Source organism: Stieleria marina (genome assembly GCA_007741555.1).
Taxonomy (GTDB): domain Bacteria; phylum Planctomycetota; class Planctomycetia; order Pirellulales; family Pirellulaceae; genus K23-9.
Genome location: CP036526.1, coordinates 2,126,090 through 2,144,674 on the forward strand (window position 1 = coordinate 2,126,090; position 18,585 = coordinate 2,144,674).

An 18,585-nucleotide genomic window follows, 5' to 3' on the forward strand; every position below is an offset into this window, starting at 1 on the left:
AGCGATCTGCGGTTTCGGGTCAACACCTCTTGGGACAATCTTTGAGATAAAAACACTTTTCCCGTGTTTTGCCGAGTGAGTCTCATCGGCTTTTTCAGGCCGTAAGCCTGACATCTTCTCTAGCTTTCGTAGGTTTTCACGGTTGGTGACGTTTTACGGCGGCCATGCAACCAGATTTGGCAGCGGTTCGACTGGCTTTGAGGTGCGATGACCCATCGGCGGCTGTGCCGGTGAACCGTGAGACGGAGTATTGGTGAGGTCGGATATGGCCGCACTTTGTTTTCATCGGAGGCCTTTGATGTTGAGTATTTTCTTTCCGCGGGCGTGCTTTTGTGTTGGTGGTGCTTTCGGATTGCCCCGTTTGGTCTGCGGTCAGGCATCGATGTTTAGAGGTTCGGCTGAAAGTAAGGCGTTTTGGCGATGGTGCAGTCGCTTCGATCTGTTTTCAAGGCAATGTGTCGATTAGATTTGGTTTCTGGCGGTCTGTTTGCACCTCCCCCATTGCGTTTTGTTTGGTGGGCACGAGCATCGCGAAGGGGTTTGAGCAGGCCAGGATTCATCTCAATAGTTCGCAGTTCGACGTGTCGATCGAGTCTGTTTCAGCAAAGTCTTTACATGTCATCTCGCCGCAATCGCACCGATTCACCGGTGCAAAAACAGGCATCTTCGTACCGTCGCGTTTCGTGCCGGATCGGTCGTTTAAGTCGTAAAATGCTGAGTCAAAGCGACATTCGTGACGCTTGGCGGTCGCGCACGCGGGCCGCTCTGCGTCTCGCTATCGGAGGTTCGGGGGGCAGTCGTATTCGCTTCGGTTTTGGGTGGATTTTGCGAGGCGTTTGGGGCTGTTTCGTTCAGCGCTGGACGGTGGTTTCGCAGCAGGTGGTTTCGCAGCAGGTGGTGCGTCGGCAGCGGCGTATGATGGTCGCGCAGAATCTGGAGCGAAGGCAATTGTTGGCAGCGGATTGGTTGCCGGCTGCGGCCGAGGTTGGGCTGCAGAGTGACGTTCAAATGATTCAGCAATACACAGTGGGAGAGCTAATTCCGACTTCGGCTGTGCAGACGCCAATGCAGAATTTGCACAACCGTTTCGATGTGAACGCCGACAATGCGGTCACTCCGCTCGATGCGCTCAACACGATCAATTATTTGGCGAGCCCGGTGAGCGTGCAGGCCGATTTGACCGCTCCCAAAACCAATGGTGGTCAAGGCTTTTTTCCGGACGTGGATGGTGATGGGGCGGTATCGCCCGTCGATCTTTTGGAAGTGCTCAACGAGTTAGCGGCCATGAATCGGTCTGAGCGTTCGGAACGCTTGGAGGCGATTAGTCAGTCCGAGACGTTTACCCAGGCGGCACCTGAGCCATCGGCAAACACAGCGTGCACCGTGGTCGAAGTCGGCTTGCTGGCCACCGTGGATGTGGACGACGGAAGCTTGATTGCCGATTCAATCACTTGTTTGGCCAGCTACATCGATGCAACCCCGACGGTCGATCGTGGGATGGTGACTGTGTCGCAAAGCACGGCGTTTTCCGAGTCACTGCGTCTCCAGGACGACATCGTTTTGAACATCCAGGACGGTGTCACGTTGACGCTGGATACGTATCTGGATCCGTCGGACTTGATCAACGGTGGGCCAGCGATTCGTTTGAACAACACGACGGGATCGGGCGTGACGGGATCGGGCACGTTGGATTTTGCAGGCAACTCGCGTCAAGGCATTTACGGCGTGGCTATGCATGACGCGGTGATCGGCAATGTGGACGCCACCGGGCTGGATCCAGCAAAATTGAGGGTGGTTGGCTGGCAATACGGAGTGTTTTTTGCGTCGACCGTGGATGTCGCGGCCAGTAATTTGACGATTGCGAATTTGGAGATCACGGAGCCTCATTCCACTTTCGTCGAGTATCCCCTGACGGTGACGAATCGCCCTGGTGCCAATGGCCAGTGGGTCGACGGATTAACGGTCACGAATCTCTTGGTCGATGGTGGGCAACCGGACGGACTGGGCGGAAAAGTCGGCGGCGCACACGGCGTAAATAATCCTTTTACAGCCGATCAAATTGCGATTCAGGGAGTCCATAACGCAACGCTGACCAACGTGGAATCGTTGAACGGGGGCGAAAACGGACTGACGGTTTCGTGGGGATCCAGGAACGTCGTTTTGACTGACGTGACGATCGACAATCCCGATGCGCATGCCTTTAACATCGGCGGCAGTGGGCAGGCGATCGATGTGGTCAGCGAAGCGGGGTTTGTGCAAGGGCAGCAGATTGTTGGTGTCACGTCGGGAACAACTGCCGAAGTCTTTCAGGTTTATCCCGGGCGAATCTGGGTGAAGGACACCGGCGGCAACCGCTTCGCAATCGGCGAAGTTTTGGACGTGACGGATGCGGGGGTTTCGGTTTCGACGACGGTGATCAAAGCTTTCCGAACCGAGAACATCACCGTCGAAAACGCGGCGACTAAGCAGGCGGGCCGTAACATCCATTCAGCGGTCAACGGGGATGGCGATCTGATCGCTTTTTCGGATGTGTTTATTCAGCAAGGCAATAACATCGCGATCAATAACAGCCAGTTTGATTCGCTGGGGCGAAGCGATGGAGCGACTGGCGTAGCGGACCATTACGGAATCAACGCGGCGATCTCTATGTTCAGCATCAGCGGCAATGAGTTCGTGAACTATGGCGACAGCCAAACGCCTGTGGTGACCAGTGCGAATACAACGCAGAGTGCGGGAACGCCTGAATCAAACGCGATCGATGGCACAGTAGACGCCGACGCGATTGTCGGAACGGTTTTCGCTGACATCATCGTCGGTGAAGGTGGAGACGATTGGCTGCAAGGACGTGACGGCAATGATTGGATCGAGGGTGATGACGGAGCCGATTTACTCTCGGGCGAAAACGGAGATGACACGATTGATGGCGGCGCGGGCGACGACTATCTGATCGGAGGCGATGACGACGATCATTTGGTCGGTGGGATGGGCGTTGATGAGCTGTTTGGTCAAGACGGAGCAGACGTTTTGACAGGCGGTGAGGACGCGGATTATTTGAGTGGTGGCGACGGTGATGACCAGCTCGATGGCGGCACCGGATCGGACACGATTATCGGTGGGCAAGGTCACGACACGATCATGGCAGGCGATGGCGATGATACGGTTCGTGGGATCGGCGGGGACGACAGTATCAGTGGCGGGGCTGGCGTGGATCAGCTTCAGGGCGAAGGCGGCAGCGACACGATCTTGGGTGGAAGCGGTGACGATCTGATTCAAGGTGGACTGGGCGCCGACCAGTTAGATGGTGGAGACGATGATGATTTTGTTTCCGGCGAAGAAGGCAACGACACGGTGTCGGGCGGACTGGGGACCGATGTGGTTTACGGCGGCGACGGAAATGATTGGGTGTCGGGCGAAGATGGCGACGATACGCTTCGCGGTGATGCGGGTAACGACACCATCGATGGAGGCGATGGCGATGATTCGTTGGATGGTGGCGAAGGGAATGACCAGCTAAGTGGTGGCATTGGCGATGACAATCTCAAAGGTGGTCTTGGCAGCGATGTGTTGGATGGCGGTGATGGCCGCGACATCGCAGATTATCGCAATGCCGTGACAGGCATCACGGTCGATTTGCTGGATCCGACGTTGAATCTGGGCGCCGATGCGGTCGGTGATACTTACGTTGCAGTGGAAGATTTGTACGGCACAGCTCTTGCCGATGTTTTGTTTGGCAGCGGCCAAGACAACTGGCTCAACGGTGAAAACGGGAATGACATTCTCTACGGCCGCGATGGTGACGATACGGTCAACGGAGCCGAAGGCGATGACACGTTGATTGGTGGTCCGGGCGCGGATGAACTGCGCGGCAACGATGGTGTCGATACAGCCAGCTACGCTGATTCGTTAACGGGGGTGACGATTGACATTGAGTCGTTGTCGACCAACACAGGTGATGCTGCGGGGGACCAGTACTTTGCCGTCGAGCGAATTGTTGCGACCAGCCATTCGGATCAGCTGTGGGGCAGCGGAGCGGTCGAGATTTTCATCGGGGGAGCGGGCGACGACAATCTGAATGGACGCGGTGGTGACGATATTTTAGAAGGCGGCCAGGGAGATGATGTTCTGGAGGGCGGCATCGGCAGCGATGTGATTCGCGGCGGTGAAGGAATTGATACGGCGACTTATGTCAGTGGAAACGGCTGGGTAAAGGCATCTTTGTCCGATCCATTGTTCAATGAGGGCGCGGCGATCGGTGACACTCTCGAAGACATCGAAAACCTCAGCGGCACCGATTTTAATGACACATTGGAAGGCGACGCGTCGGCAAATATTCTGTCCGGTGGCTTGGGCAGAGACGAATTGCGCGGTTTTGGCGGCGACGACTTATTGCTCGGCGGCGACGGTGAGGACAAATTGATTGGCGGGCTGGGGGCGGACGATCTGCGCGGCGGGGACGGCATTGATCGGGCTGACTATCAGAGTGCGGGCGCCGGGGTGGTGGTTGATCTATTGGCGCTGGTGTCGAACGCCGGTGAAGCCGCTGGCGACTTATTTACCGACGTCGAAAACATTGGCGGATCACTCTTCGCGGACAGCTTGTACGGCGATGAGGGAGTCAACGAAGTCGTCGGTGATTTAGGTGATGATTGGTTGTTTGGACGCGGCGGCGATGACGTTTTGATTGCCGGCGATGGCGATGACACGTTGGACGGTGGGAGTGGTGCTGATGTGATCAACGGCGGCTTGGGCAGCGATGTCGCGACCTACGCACGTGCAGGATCGGGGGTCACGATTGATTTGATCACGCCAGCGTCAAATGCCGGCGAAGCATTTGGCGACACGTTCTTTTCCATCGAGCAATTCATCGGTAGCGATTGGGATGATGTTTTTCTGGGCAGCTTGGGTGGCAATGTATTGATGGGCGGCGCGGGCAATGATTTTCTGAATGGACGCGGTGGGCCCGATACGTTGATGGGAGGCGAAGGAGATGACGTTTTGGAAGGCGACACTGGCGCCGACCAGTTGCACGGCGGCAGCGGAATTGATGCGGCGAGCTATGCAGGAGGCGCGACGTTTGTCCGTGCTTACCTTTTCGATTCGCTGTTGAACAAAGGCGTTGCTGTCGGTGATGTGTTTGACAGTATCGAAAATTTGATCGGGACTGATTTCAATGACATTCTTTTCGGTGACGAAATTGGCAACCTGTTGGTCGGCGGATTCGGCGACGACATGCTTAGCGGTCTGGCGGGCGACGACACGCTTCAAGGAGGCGGCGGCGACGACAAACTTTCTGGCGGCGAAGGTGCGGATGATTTGCAGGGCGGCGAAGGCGTTGATGTGGCGTCATATCGTGACGCATTGTCCGGAGTGGTAGCGGATTTGACGTCGACGCTGGGATCGACGGGCGAGGCCGCGGGCGATGTTTTTACAGACATCGAAGACATTGACGGTACCGATTTTGAAGACTCTCTGTTGGGCGACCTGGCGGAAAATGAGCTAGCTGGTTTTGTCGGAAACGATCTGCTGGACGGGCGCGGCGGCGATGACATTTTGTCCGGTGGCGACGGCGATGACACATTGGTCGGTGGTGCGGGGGCAGACGTGTTAAACGGTGGTGCTGGATCGGATGTGGTGACTTACGCGGCATCCACCGCTGGCGTGACGATTGATCTGGAAGATCTCTCCGCCAACCTGGGAGACGCGGCGGGGGACACGTTCATCGCGGTCGAAAGCTACGTCGCGACTGCATTTGCTGACGTGATTGCCGGCAACGGTGGCGTGAATAATTTTCAAGCCGGAGAGGGAGATGATTTTGTCGATGGGCGCGGCGGTAGCGATACGCTTCGAGGCGGCGGCGGAAATGATGTGCTGCAAGGAGGACGTGGCGCCGATGCTTTGCTCGGCGGTGATGGAGTGGATGCCGCATCGTATGCGGATGCGACCAGCATTGTTCGTGTGTATCTGGCAAATCCCCAGGACAATAACGGCATTGCTGACGGTGACACTTACGACAGTATCGAAAATTTAGTCGGCTCGGATTTCAATGACACATTGGTCGGCGACACAGCTGCAAACGGAATCTTAGGTGGCTTCGGAAACGACGGTATCGAAGGCGGTGCTGGCGCTGACACGCTTGACGGGCAAGACGGTAACGATCGACTGACCGGCGGATTGGGCGACGATTGGTTGACCGGCGGTGCAGGAAACGACCGCTTTATCTTTGCTCCGGGCTGGGGGCATGATACCGTTTCGGATTTTGCCAATGACGGCGCCGAAAAACTGGACGTGCGCGGGATCGCCGGGCTGCATGCCGTCGAAGATTTGGTCATCACCGATGGACCCACAGGTGTGTTGATCGAATTCCAGGGGGACAGCATCACACTGGTTGGCCTGTCATCGGCTGACGTGGATCGCTTGGATTTCTTTTTTGATCCGCGGATCAACGTCGCTCCAACGACAACTAGCTTGGGCGAAACCGCGGCGGTCAATAAGAACGCTTTGGTAACGACTGGCGGCGTGATTGGCTTTGCTGATCCAGACGTGAGCGATTCGCACACCGCGACGACGACGTTTGTTTCGTCCACTCATTCGTCGCAGCTAGGGGCTTTGAATGCAGCGGTTTCCGGTGTGACGCCCAGTGGCGAAGTCACGTGGGACTACTCCGTCGACAATTCGGCGATTCAGTTTCTGGCTGCGGGCGAATCGATTACCGAAAATTATGTCGTCACTATCAGCGACGACCAAGGCGGCAGTGTCGACGTCAGCGTGGTGCTGACGATCCATGGTGATGCCGTCAATCAATATGTTGTCAACACGGTCGGCGACAAACCCGATGTTGATTTAAGTGACGGAATTCCTCGTGATGAAGATGGCAATGTGTCGCTGCGTGCCGCGATCATGCAAGCGAATGCCACGCCGGCTAACACGGTCAATCAAGTGCGATTTGAAGTGCCCACAGCATCTGGCGAAGCGGTGGTGGTGGCGGTGCAGTCCGCATTGCCGAAGGTAACGTCGTTGATTCAGCTAGACGGAATTCAAATCGATGACGCGATGCAAGCGAGGCCCAATGTCGTAATCGACGGCGCGGCCATTACGACTGGAATTGTCGATGGATTTCGTGTCGAGGCGGACGCCGTCAAAGTATCAAACCTAGACATCGTGAACTTTACCAGTGACGCGATCGAAGTCAGGTTGGCTGACGGCGTGGTGATTGATTCGGTTTTGGCGGCCGACAATGGCGGTGCCGGGATCCGGCTAAACAACGCAACGAACAGTCATTTAATGGATTCGGTGATCGTCGGAAATGGATCCTCCGGTGTGCAAGTCGTGGGGGCAACGCCCGCGCAAGGGAACCACATTTCCGGAAATCGCATCGGTCTTGTCGAAGATGATTCACCGGCCGGCAACGGTGCGTTTGGCGTTCAGATTCTCGCGAGTGAGAACTTTGTCACCGACAATGTGATCTCCGGAAACACGCGAACTGGTTTGGTCATCAGCGGTGTCAATGCGTCGGGTAACCAAGTTCAGGGGAATCGGATCGGCACCAATGCCAGTGGTACTGCGGCGGTGCCAAATGGTGCGTTTGGGATCATCGTTGCCAGCGCAAATGGTAATCTTATCGGCGGACCGGATTCGGTGGATCGCAACCTGGTTTCAGGCAACGGCGGTTCGGGAGTCTCGATTAGCAGTGGCAGTTCCAACACGACTGTCGAGAACAATTTGATCGGCCTGGATGTGTCGGGGACGATTGCGATCGCGAATGGTGGCAACGGAATTTATCTGCGAGCCGGTGCGGTCAATAATTTGGTCGTCAGTAACTTTGTCGCCGCAAATGCAGGCAGTCAGATTGCGTTGGTTGCCGCCAACACGACCGGCAACACCATCCGCTCCAATCACCTTGGGTTCGGGACCGATTTTGCGCAATTCAGTGGCGGCATCAATTCGATTCTGGTGAAATCGCCCGGCAATACCATCGGTGGACCGTTGGCAACCGACGCAAACTTCATCACCGGCAGCACGACGGGAATCAGCCTCAACGGTGTCACCGCTTCCGGCAATCTGATTCAAAACAATCGAATCGGTACCGACGATCAAGTGCCTCGAGGTGCCAACCATGGGATGGTCAATGGCGTTCAATTCCTGCAAGGCGCCAAAGAGAACTTTATTACCGAAAACGTGATTGCTTACTGCAGCGGGGACGCGATTCGGTCGCCCAACGGTGGCGTCGGCAATTTGTTTTCGCGTAACACTCTCTACAGCAATCACACCGCCATCGACTTGGGTGGCAACGGAAACGCCGTCAACGATCCGGGCGATAGTGATACTGGTCCAAACCAGTACCAAAATACGCCAATTGGCATCGGGACGATTCTGATAAGTCCGACGGGCGGCGATTTGGCGGACGTCACGATCGTGTATGCCGTTGATTCGGATCCTTTGAACGCGACGTATCCATTGTTGATCGACTTTTTCTTCAGTGACGGCAATGGCAAAGAGGCGTTCTATATCGGCAGCGATGTTTATTTAGAGGTCGATCAATTGGCCGGAAACAAGACGGTCACGATCAGCGGTGTCGCTATCAACGATGTCCCACTGCAAGTCGGTGTAGCGACGGCGACCGACGATTTGGGCAACACTTCGGAGTTGTCGGCCCCGATCGCTCTGCAAATCCTTTAGCGATCGCCCCTGCCCTGCCCTGCCCTCCGACTGCCTCTGACGAATTGCCTTATTAAAATGTCCCCTCAGCAAGGGGCTCTGGGAGTTGGAGCGATGTTTGTTGCAGCCCGAATACGGAAAGTCTCTGGCTCCCTCGGGAGATTCCATGAATGCACAGCGTTTCGGTCTGACGACAATCGTTTGCACGGCCGCGCGCAATTCCGTATTGAAGCTCTAACGTTCGTCAGCATGCTTGTTGGGCGGAGCGGTCCAAGGTTCGCTGCCGAGTGCTGCTGCGGTGCTGACTTCCGGTTCCAAGGCAACCACTCTGAAATTCGTATAGATGTGGTGAGTCCCGACCATGCGAAATCCGAAGTAGCCTTCGCGATAAATAGGAAAGCGATCGAGATCGTAGTCGGCTTCGCGGATCGTCAACTCGCCCTGACTGTCACGGCCTTCGATTTTGATCCGGTCGTCCCGTGCGATCTGATAGATCAGTTTACCGTCGACGATGTACTGAATGAGATCGTCGTACGCGACGAGTTGTACCGCCATCACCTTGTCCGGCGTGATCAAGTAGCCGGGGCGTCCGTCCTTGTCGGTGAACGCCAAATGTTCGGCTGGTTTGCCGTCTACTTCACGCGGGTATCGCCGCATTCGAGTCGTCCGGTTGGCGACCGCTCCGCCGCCTCCCGTGCTAGCGTAATAACCGTGGATCTTGTCATACGAAGAGAACTTGCCGTTGTACCGGTTCGAATCGAACAGACCCTGGTCGGGATCAAGCGGATCGGTCGCCATCCAGAAATGGTTGATGTCGCGAGGCTGCAATCCTTTGATCGCTGGTTTCGGCGTCGGGCAGACGACCTGATACGTGATCGCCACGCGAGTAGGCAGCTTCTGCTTAAACCACGCCGTGCATCCGCGTCCCGGCAATCGGCAGTCAAGCGATTGGTTTCGTGCTGCGACTTTGGCCGGTGCGAACCCCGATCGCTCCTGAATTTGGATGACCCAGTTGTTGAGGCTTTCAAAATCATCCTGGGCAAGTTGCGCCCCGATTTTAAACATGCCCACTCCGTGACCAAGCACCGCTGGATTCTTTCCGGCGACAACTAATTTTCCCCGCACCGGCAAACCGTAGGACGTCAGGGTGCCCCATGACATGTGTTGGCGATGCGATCCTTCAGGCCGTTCTTGGTCTGCGACTCGCCGGCTGTAAGCCATATCCAGGCCCATCCGATCGTGGTAGTGATGAACGATTCGCTCATAGATCGGACGGAAACATCCTCTGCCTTTTGCTGAAATGGCCCGGTAATCGTATCTGTCACCTACGCTGCGATAGCGTTGGTAAGGAACGTCTTCACCGAGGTTGTATTTGGCAGTGTATTCAAATCCCCGTGCAAGCCGATTGTCGGCGGCCGCATACAGATCGACACCTTGTCTCCAAGCCATCTCGCACGCACAGGCGAGGAACCCCATCCCCATCTGGACGTGCGACTGATCTCGACCGCTTTCTTGGCATTCTCCAAACTCGTTGAAATACTTTTCGATGGCGCCGTTGCCTGTGCCAGCTACGTAGTATTTCGCCGCGCGATCAAACATCGCGCGATCATCAAGGAAGATTCCCATCGCAATCATGGTTTGGATCATCGAGGCGTCCCAGTTGCCGTTGGCAGTGGGATAGAAGTCCTTGATCACCGGATAAAAGACCTGACGAAGCATTCGCTCAAATTGCTTCTGATCCGCGTCCGGCCACAGGGGGCTAGTGTGTCGAAGCAGTTCCGCAGCATTGCAAAACACCACTCCATCCATGCCTACCAGCAGCCGAGCATCGTGGCCCGAAACGGACTGGAGCGTGGTGGCCCAGGCGTTAAGAATTTCGATCGCCTTTCTCGCGTGTGCCTCTTTGTGCGTCAGGCCCCACTGCAAAGCGTGGGCATAAGCCGCCGCGGCGTCGCGGGACATATCCGAACTGCCAATGTTCGGATTGTTCCTCACGCCGCGTACAACGTTGGCAAACGGCTTGGGCGTGTAATCGAGCGCAGCTTCTTCGGCCGCTTGCAATTGCTCCCAGGCGGACTTCCACGGTTGCTGACTCGTGTTGATCTTCTGTTGGATGAACTTCAGTTCGGCGTGGCTGTGAAGCAGGCCGGGATGAACGAATGGCTTGGCCTCGTCTACCGATCCAGTACCTTCGTCGGCTATCGCCAAAGCAGTAGGGGCCAACGTGAGAAAAATGAGCAGCAAGAAGTAGTTCATTCGCACCAAACTCTCTGCCTGTTTGAACATTTTAGATTTCATCGTTTTCGTGGCTCTGGTTTATTTGCCGATCACTGAATCTGGATCCTACTATCCTAGGTCAGCAGACATTTCGGCTGCCCATGCGTTTCCTTCCCCTCGTTTTTGCAGGCAGTTCCGCCAGGGACGCCAGTCGCTTCCTGCCAGTTATCGACCCACCCCGCTGGCAATAGGTCGATCACTGCCGAGTCGCAATTTCCTGCGGCATGCAACGCCCGTGCAGCACGCACCGCGTCGTGAGTCGCTCCGATTGTATTCTCAATACAGCCATCGGCCTGAGTATGGCCATCGACGGACACACAAACTTCTGCGGCAGAACTCTCACCCGACACGAGCAAGCCAACCAACCCGGTTAGCAACCACTGAAAGTTCGCTGTGGGGCGAACAGAAGTCTGACGAGTATTCATGTGTCGCGGGATGCGAACGCAGGATTGAGATGAGAGTTCCTCAATCGAAGGCGTGGCTCATCTAGGGCTCGCGTGTCACGGTTGGTTTTGGTGATGAGGGCTTTCCAGTAGGTGCTTCTTCAGCAGATCCTCACCGTAGTCGTTGCCTGGTTCGCGAAACACGGTGTGAATGTGGTTGACGGGACCAGAACTGCGTCCTGGAGGAAAGTGGTTGTCGAATTCGATGATGACGGTGGGGCCGTGGATTCGATAGTAATAGGGCTTTCCCTCTCCAGTGCCGGCCCAAGCAAAATGAATCTTGTCCAAACCTGATTTCAAGATTCGATCCAGTTGGATGTGAGCAATGTTGTGCTCGTAATTGTGAACGTATTCGTCGATCAAAGACATCAAGAGGCGTCGTTGGCCCGCGTTCAGATCCGATGCCGGCAAACCCGTTGGCGTCTTCAGCTGGTCACCGCGCGTCGGGCCGGTGATCACATCGCGTGGTGCCACCTTGTCAATCACCGCTTTGGAACGCTGTTTGTCGTCCAGCGACGCGAAAAGCCGCTTGCCTTTTTCATCCTCAGCCCCTTGGACGTTCCACCCCGAATACGTTCCCTCGGGCAGCCTCGCTGGGTCGGAACCCATGAACGCGGGGCGGACCGAAACTTCGTCCCCAACCACCGTAATGTTGAGCGCGAGGTGATGGCCGTCTAATTGCCAGCCCCAGGATTTGTCCTTCGCGGGATCGCCGAAGATACCGATCCAGTAAAGGTCATGTCCAAACATCGGAGTATTATTTGGGCGACGCTTCTCCGCCAAGCTCTTAAGGATCTCATCAAGGTGCATGATCCCGGTTGTCTTTAGATAGCCCTGGCTACTAAGAGTGCTTTGCAGCAACTGATGAGCGAGTGATTTTTGTTCAGGCGACATTTCCTTAAAGCTGACTCCTTCGCGTTTGAAAGAAGTTGCCGGGAGATTGCTCCAAGCTCGACGTTCTTTGTCATCGAGCGTGAACATGGCTTGCTTTCGCAGTTCGGGGCTCAGACCTTCAAGGAAGGCGACCGCGGACTGGCGGATCTCCGTAACTGGAGCCTTGTGTTGCTCCTTTGGCTCCTGAGCATGGGCGACCGTGATGCTGACTAAAAGGCATGCAACGAGAGCGAGTGGTTTCATATTCAGAATTCCTTAGAGCTTGGTCGTTAAACGGGGATATAAGTAGCATTCGGCAAAATGCAGGCGGCACACGTTTGGTCGCCCGCCTGAGATCTACAAAAGCAGGTATTCGGTACTGCTGGATTTAATTGGGAACAGACGATCACACATGACGATGACACCGCCTTCGTGGCCACCGTCACGCGTCCAAAGCCATTTCGTCACCACTTCCACATGGAAGCCTCCGTTCGTCGTGGCCGGCCGTGTGAAGATGATATCGCTTGGGTGCGCGGTCCGCACCGACTGCGGCGAGGAAGGTCTTGCGGAGGGCGTCAAATTCGGCATCGCATCGACACCAATCAAGCTTCTCTGGCTTCAGCGACGATACATCCAATGCGGTTTCGTGCGCCGCATTGTAGGCACTCTGTGGTGCGGTGTAACGCGCAAGTCTCTCGTGTTGCGAACGCCACTGAACTGAACTGACTATCCAACGTGGTGGCTACAGCGATAGTTCCAGCACGCTGAAGATCGCTCGATGATCCGATGCGACGGCTTCGTGCAAGACCGTCGTTTCGATCGCTCGCCAACGCTTCCCAGGACGGAACAAGATAAAATCAATCTGGCGAGTTGGTTTGGCAACCGGAATCGTCGGCATCGCGTCGGCGTTGGTAACCGTCCATTGTTTTCTTAACAGCCCAAGTGGTTCGCTGCCCAGGACATCGTTCAGATCGCCTATCAAGAGTGCTGGGCGAGGATCGTCTTTGAGCAAAACGTTGATCGCCTGGGCAGACTGAATGCGTTCGTCTTGGTTGCGGCGATGGTCAAAGTGCGTGGCCAGTATGAGCAGTTTTTCCGCAATTTTTGGAACCGATATTTCCGCCGCCAGTACGCCACGTTGTTCGCCATCGTCCAAATTAGGAAGTCGGTGATTGGCATGTGTCGCGATCGGAAAACGTGAAAGAATTGCGTTGCCGTAATGACCGCCCTGGAGTTTGATGTTTGGGCCAAAAGCGACATTCATCTGTGTCAAACGCCCCAGTTTCTGGGGTTGGTCGACATTACCAGAACGCTTCGCGTTTTGATCCACTTCTTGCAGCGCCACCAAGTCGGGTTGCACCGACCGAATCACATTGGCGATCCGCGGCAGGTCCCGCTTGCCGTCGACGCCTTCGCCATGGTGAATGTTGTAGCTGAGTACACGCAACCGAATCGGTTCGGCCGAGACCGTGTTCCAAGACGCGACGTTGATCATGGACAAAACAGCAACAGCAGCGATCAACGAGAATTTTGTCATGGATTGGCCTGAATGCGAAGGAGGATGGACGTGACGAGAATGCGAAATGGAAGTCGCCTGGCGTCTTGTCAGGGCGAATCACTTTTTAAAGAAAGGAGGTTTGTTTCTAGCGGATTGGCGCGAGCCAGCCGTTCGTTGACGCACCGGATGGCTCGCGCCGTTCGGCTACCAGTTGCCCCAATTTCGAAGAGTGACTTGCGTTGGGTGTCTTGTTGTTAGTCGAGCGTCTGGTGTGTATCAGCTTAGCCCCGATTATTCATGGGATTTTGCAGCACTCCGGCAACTCGTTTGGATGCGCCTGTTTACATCAAAAGGGCGAATGAAAAATCCGGGTCAAAGACCTGCGGGGCCAATGTAATCGCGAGCGATGACCACGTTGTCAAACCAAACCCGATTGGTTTCTTGTTTTGTCCAGCGATCGGTTACGTAGCTTTCCAGAGTGAAGGCGTTTGCCCACAGGTCTCCCGAGGCACGCCAGTTGATTCCCTTGAAGTGACCGATCAGCTTACCATCGATCCACCACGCTTGCTCTCCATCCGGTTTGCCAGGAGTGTTGTGTTTCAACATGAATTCTGCGCAGATCCATTCCTCTTTTTTGATTGGCCGCTCATCCTCAGCGTCAAACGCGTTGCCCCAATAGTTGCCATCAGGGCTTGGCTTCATGTCTTGCCAATAGCTATAGAAATGCCACTTGCCTGGCGCCGGGTTTTTGCCCCAATTGCCCCACGGTTCCAATGCCGTCGAGAAGCGGTCGCTGCCAAGTGGTTTAAGCCCCGCACCACCGAACCCGCTCCATGCGTCTTTGCCGTGTGTTGCTTTGTTGGCTCGCAGGGTGCAGAAATGATGAATGTAGTCGACGTCTTTGTCGAATCGAACATAGAAGCGAATGAATAATCGATCGTTCGATTCAAACCACTTCGTCAGGCCGCCTCCGGTGTTCTTCGTCAAGCGAGCCGTGACTTGTAACGATCGTTTTCCCACCGGAGCAAAGCGTTCATTGGCCGGGGCGTCTGAGCGAAATGAGCTGGGCGCAGTGACTAATGTGAGCACACCACCGTCATCCCGAACGTCTTGCCAATTTTTCTGGTAATCGGATTGCTCGAAGTCTTCTGCAAAAATAACGCTCGAGTTACCGGCAATCCCAGCATCGGCTACGAATCGATCCGCTAGTCCCTTGCCTTGAGGCAGGCTGCTGTCTGCCGCCACGTTTGCCCACTGCTCGGCAAACAGGTTAAGAGGAGCGACCACGGCCAACAATGCGAATAGCTCTGCTTTGAATCTTAGCATTTGAAACTTGCTTCCTCGATTTGTCTAATCGTTGGAGTTCGAGATGAGTGGGGAGTTCGAGATGAGTGCTTCGGGCCGAACGAGGTTGAAGTAGTGACCGTGGTCGGCAGTGAGGATCAGTGCGGTTTCATCCCAGCCACCGTTTTGTTCGATCCAGTTGACGACAGCTGCAAAGGCGTCGTCGCCACTGAAGACCGCGCCGATGGAGTTGTCAATGTTGTTGGAGTGGTTCGCCCAGTCCACGTCTCCTGATTCGACCATCAACCACCATCGTTCGCTACGCGAATCAAGCACGTCGATCGCGGCGATCGCCATCTCGCTCAGTTTAACGCTCTCGTGCAGATCGGCCTCGCTATACACCTCTGCTTTCGCAGGTTCGGGGGTCCCATAGCTGACCACTGGGTCGTAGTTTCCATCGGCGGTACGAAACGGCAAGTGTCCACCTTGTGCACCGAAAAAACCAAACAGCCGTTGACGATTCGCTTTCGCTGCCTGCACGCCGGCACGCAGTGCTTCCGCCCCCGCAACACCACTTTTGCGCTGTGCGACGACGTATTTGCCTCCGTTCTGGGCATCGATTGCGGCCAAGTCGTCTGGGGCAATGTACCGGTTGCCTGGGACGTAGTTTTTGCCTTGTGCGGGATCTTTGTCCAAGTCGATTCCCCAGCCACCGCCGATCAGCACATCAACGCCGGGCAAACCGCCGGGGTGGTAGATGGACGGTTGCCCGATCAAATCGCGAGTCAAATCTTGGTAGTCGTTTCGATGGACGTTGCTCGCATAGGCACAGCCAGGCGTCGCATGGCTGATCGGCACACTTGTAACTACACCGACTGCGAAGCCTTGGTCTTGCAAAGTGCGGGCAATCGGCGTTGCCTCGCGTCCCATCGAATCCACGTTCATCGCCGCGTTGTAAGTTTTAATGCCGCTGGTCAACGAAGTTGCCGACGATGCCGAATCCGTATAGGCATGCTTGGTTTTCTTGCTTTTGCCGGTCAAGTAGTCGGGGTCATCGTGAGGCTTCCAGGGCGCATCGCCACCAAGCTCTGGATCGTAGCCACCGCGAACCTTTCCGTCCGGGTTCGTCACCGTCTGTTTGTCGACGTTGACGGAAGTCCCATCGTTGTGCGGACTCGTGACGCAGTAGCCGAAGTCGGTTTCTGCACCGCGATAGTCTTGGAAATGAAGGCCTTTGCCCCGCCCTTCGCGATAGGCCGCTTTGCCTAGTTTTGCGATCGCCGCAGCTCGCGTGATTTCCCAATCCATGCCGTCAAAGACAAACAAGATGACACGTTTCTTTCCCGATTCGACGGCCTGCTCCTGGAGACGAAAAACATCGGTCTGGTCAAAGTACTCAGCCTTTGGGTTCAGTGTGTTGTCGGGCAGATAGCCGTAGAGTTTTTCGATGGCCGCCGCATCGCGATACAGGCTTCTTTCACCGCTCACTGACCGGAGGTCGGTACCGAATGTATAAACCGGGATCAGGCGGTTGCTGTGCGTTTTCCAGCTGGAGTAGGTGTCGGGGTTCGGCCCCCAGTACCCCCAGTCGGATTGTCGCGTTGCGACTGCATCAGCTTGCAGTTTTGCAATTGGATCGGGAACTTGCGCGGAAGACGCAGTGGCAGCAATCGTGAGAACAACGAATGCAGTCCTTAGCAACGAAGTGTTGCCACCAAAGTGCGGATTCATATCGGGGGACTTGGTTTGGAGGTGGGATGTTCGGTGGGACCGACCAGTCTAATCGTCTGCTAGGGGACCACAACGGTTGGCACATTCAGCGTCGTCATCGTTGTCGTTTGCTGTCGGGAAAAAAACGAAAGTCAACACGGCGGATTCAACTATCTCGCCCGTTGATGCGTCAGGGGCAGGTACAAAGCGGAATGTCGATGACGCTGACCCAGCGGCCTGAGCTCAGTTGGACGATCGCCGCAGCTCGGCTCACGACTGTGACGTCGCTTTCATCTAGCTGGCAAGCAACACTCAGCAAGCGAGCCGAGCAGAATATTCAGCCAGATGCACGGCAACGCTTGAAGGGGGGCGATGCATGATTGCATCGCCCGGATTGCGACGCGACAATAAGTTTCCACGTTTACTAAATCAATTCTTGTCGGAAAAAAGACATGATCAGTCGCCGAAATTTCGTCGGTGTCATTCCTGCTAGTGCGATTGCCATGACGGGCGCTCATGCCGCACAGTCAGATCAATCGCAGGGGCGTGCACCGAGTGAAGCGCCAAACCGACCCTTGATCGCCAGTCCGCCGGTGGTTCAGAACCCGCGCGCCAAAAGCTTTGGTGTTAGCGTGGCCGTCGCTGGATTGGCGACCGCGTGGGTTGAGTATGGATTCTCCCAAGGTGATCTGCGTTTCACGGCATCTGCTAGCCATCATGGCTTGATCCAAGCAGACAACAAGGTGCTGCATGTTCGCGTGAATCATGCCGACATCCTGCCAACGGATCGACCGATCTATTATCGCGTCGTCGTGCAACCGCTGAAATACATCAGCGCGTATCAATTAAAACGCGGTGAGATACAAGCGACTCCGACCTATGCTCTGCGTTTGCCCGACCCGGCGGCAAAACAATTGCGTGTGGTGTCCATTAATGACACGCATGAAAATTTGCCGACAATCACACGGCTTCATGCAGAGATTGAAAAACTCGACCCTGACTTGCTGATCTGGAACGGGGACACGTGCAACGACTTCAACGCGCCGAAAGCAACCGAACAAATCCTTTTGAATCCCGCCAACGATCTCGCTTTGAGTTGGGCGAGTACCCGACCGCTGCTGTTTTCCAACGGCAATCACGATGTTCGCGGTGAACGTGCCAGAGAAGCGGCACGGTCGTTCGTCGGTTGTCCGGAATCGCAGGAGTTGCCCTACAACCAAGCACTTCGATTTGGCCCGCTGGTCGTCGTGACGCTCGACACCGGCGAAGACAAGCCGGACCAGCATCCTGTGTTTGCGGGAACTGCTGCGTATCAGCCTTATCGTGAGCAGCAAGCGTCTTGGCTGAAGCTCGTCGCCGCGCAACCGCACCTCCGTTCGGCTCCCTTCAAAATCGCAACCAGTCATATTCCCTTGCGAGGCCTCGAAGGTCACAACGACGGCACAACGCTCGACGGACATGCCTACTACAGCGGTTTCGGTGCAAAGCTCTGGCTGCCGACACTCAACGAGGCCGGATTTCAGGCTGTGCTCTCGGGACACATGCACCGCGATCGTCTGGACGCGGCAACCGACGACATGCCTGTCTGTCAATTTGTGGGCGGTGGTCCAAAGCCGGAGCAGGCTACGCTGACCGTTGTTGATACGACGCAAAACGTTAGTCGGGCAACGCTTGACATTCGCATTGTCGATTTGAATGGAAAATTGCTGCACCGAAAGCAGTGGTCAAGCTGATCGTCGCGGATCGCTACAGTGGATCTTGTGCAACAGTGGGGTTTGTGCAGCGAATGCGTGTGAATGGCCACTTAAGACTTCGGCTGAGCCCGATGCTTGGCACGGCTCAGCC

At 55.6% G+C, this 18,585-nt stretch carries 8 protein-coding genes; 2 read left to right on the plus strand and 6 right to left on the minus strand.

From position 1 onward, the window contains the following. Positions 1-615: 615 nt before the first annotated feature. Positions 616-8,676 carry a right-handed parallel beta-helix repeat-containing protein gene (locus K239x_RS07510; protein ID WP_419189787.1) on the plus strand — a complete coding sequence of 2,687 codons (8,061 nt, stop codon included), beginning with the start codon at positions 616-618 and terminating at the stop codon, positions 8,674-8,676. Positions 8,677-8,889: 213 nt separating this feature from the next. Here the strand turns inward: K239x_RS07510 and K239x_RS07515 are convergent, their stop codons facing one another. The 6 genes from K239x_RS07515 to K239x_RS07540 all read right to left on the minus strand — a co-directional run bounded on the left by K239x_RS07515 (position 8,890) and on the right by K239x_RS07540 (position 16,761). Beyond that, positions 8,890-10,953, minus strand: a complete 2,064-nt coding sequence (locus K239x_RS07515) for a DUF6250 domain-containing protein (protein ID WP_145417174.1) — start codon at positions 10,951-10,953, stop codon at positions 8,890-8,892. A 53-nt stretch (positions 10,954-11,006) separates the two neighbouring features. Then, a complete protein-coding gene (locus tag K239x_RS07520) occupies positions 11,007-11,357 on the minus strand; it encodes a hypothetical protein (protein WP_145417176.1) in 351 nt (116 codons plus the stop codon). 75 nt (positions 11,358-11,432) lie between these two features. Continuing rightward, complete coding sequence (locus K239x_RS07525; protein ID WP_145417178.1) at positions 11,433-12,512, minus strand: DUF3500 domain-containing protein; 1,080 nt, start codon at positions 12,510-12,512, stop codon at positions 11,433-11,435. Positions 12,513-12,990: 478 nt separating this feature from the next. Further along, positions 12,991-13,785 (minus strand): endonuclease/exonuclease/phosphatase family protein, encoded by a 795-nt coding sequence (locus tag K239x_RS07530; RefSeq protein WP_145417180.1) that lies wholly within the window; start codon positions 13,783-13,785, stop codon positions 12,991-12,993. Positions 13,786-14,118: 333 nt separating this feature from the next. After that, entirely contained in the window at positions 14,119-15,072 is a 954-nt protein-coding gene (locus tag K239x_RS07535) for a hypothetical protein (protein WP_145417182.1), read from the minus strand. 24 nt (positions 15,073-15,096) lie between these two features. Next, the gene (locus tag K239x_RS07540; protein WP_145417184.1) at positions 15,097-16,761 is read right to left on the minus strand and encodes an alkaline phosphatase; all 1,665 of its coding nucleotides are present in this window, start codon (positions 16,759-16,761) and stop codon (positions 15,097-15,099) included. A 431-nt stretch (positions 16,762-17,192) separates the two neighbouring features. Here K239x_RS07540 and K239x_RS07545 point away from each other — a divergent pair, with 431 nt between their 5' ends. After that, positions 17,193-18,473, plus strand: a complete 1,281-nt coding sequence (locus tag K239x_RS07545; RefSeq protein ID WP_145417186.1) for a metallophosphoesterase family protein — start codon at positions 17,193-17,195, stop codon at positions 18,471-18,473. The last annotated feature ends 112 nt before the right edge of the window (positions 18,474-18,585 follow it).

Coding starts and splice junctions, on each gene's coding strand:
- K239x_RS07540 (WP_145417184.1), bottom strand. CDS start 16,761: ATGAATCCGCACTTTGGTGGCAACACTTCGTTGCTAAGGACTGCATTC.
- K239x_RS07520 (WP_145417176.1), bottom strand. CDS start 11,357: ATGAATACTCGTCAGACTTCTGTTCGCCCCACAGCGAACTTTCAGTGG.
- K239x_RS07525 (WP_145417178.1), bottom strand. CDS start 12,512: ATGAAACCACTCGCTCTCGTTGCATGCCTTTTAGTCAGCATCACGGTC.
- K239x_RS07535 (WP_145417182.1), bottom strand. CDS start 15,072: ATGCTAAGATTCAAAGCAGAGCTATTCGCATTGTTGGCCGTGGTCGCT.
- K239x_RS07510 (WP_419189787.1), top strand. CDS start 616: ATGTCATCTCGCCGCAATCGCACCGATTCACCGGTGCAAAAACAGGCA.
- K239x_RS07530 (WP_145417180.1), bottom strand. CDS start 13,785: ATGACAAAATTCTCGTTGATCGCTGCTGTTGCTGTTTTGTCCATGATC.
- K239x_RS07545 (WP_145417186.1), top strand. CDS start 17,193: ATGATCAGTCGCCGAAATTTCGTCGGTGTCATTCCTGCTAGTGCGATT.
- K239x_RS07515 (WP_145417174.1), bottom strand. CDS start 10,953: ATGAAATCTAAAATGTTCAAACAGGCAGAGAGTTTGGTGCGAATGAAC.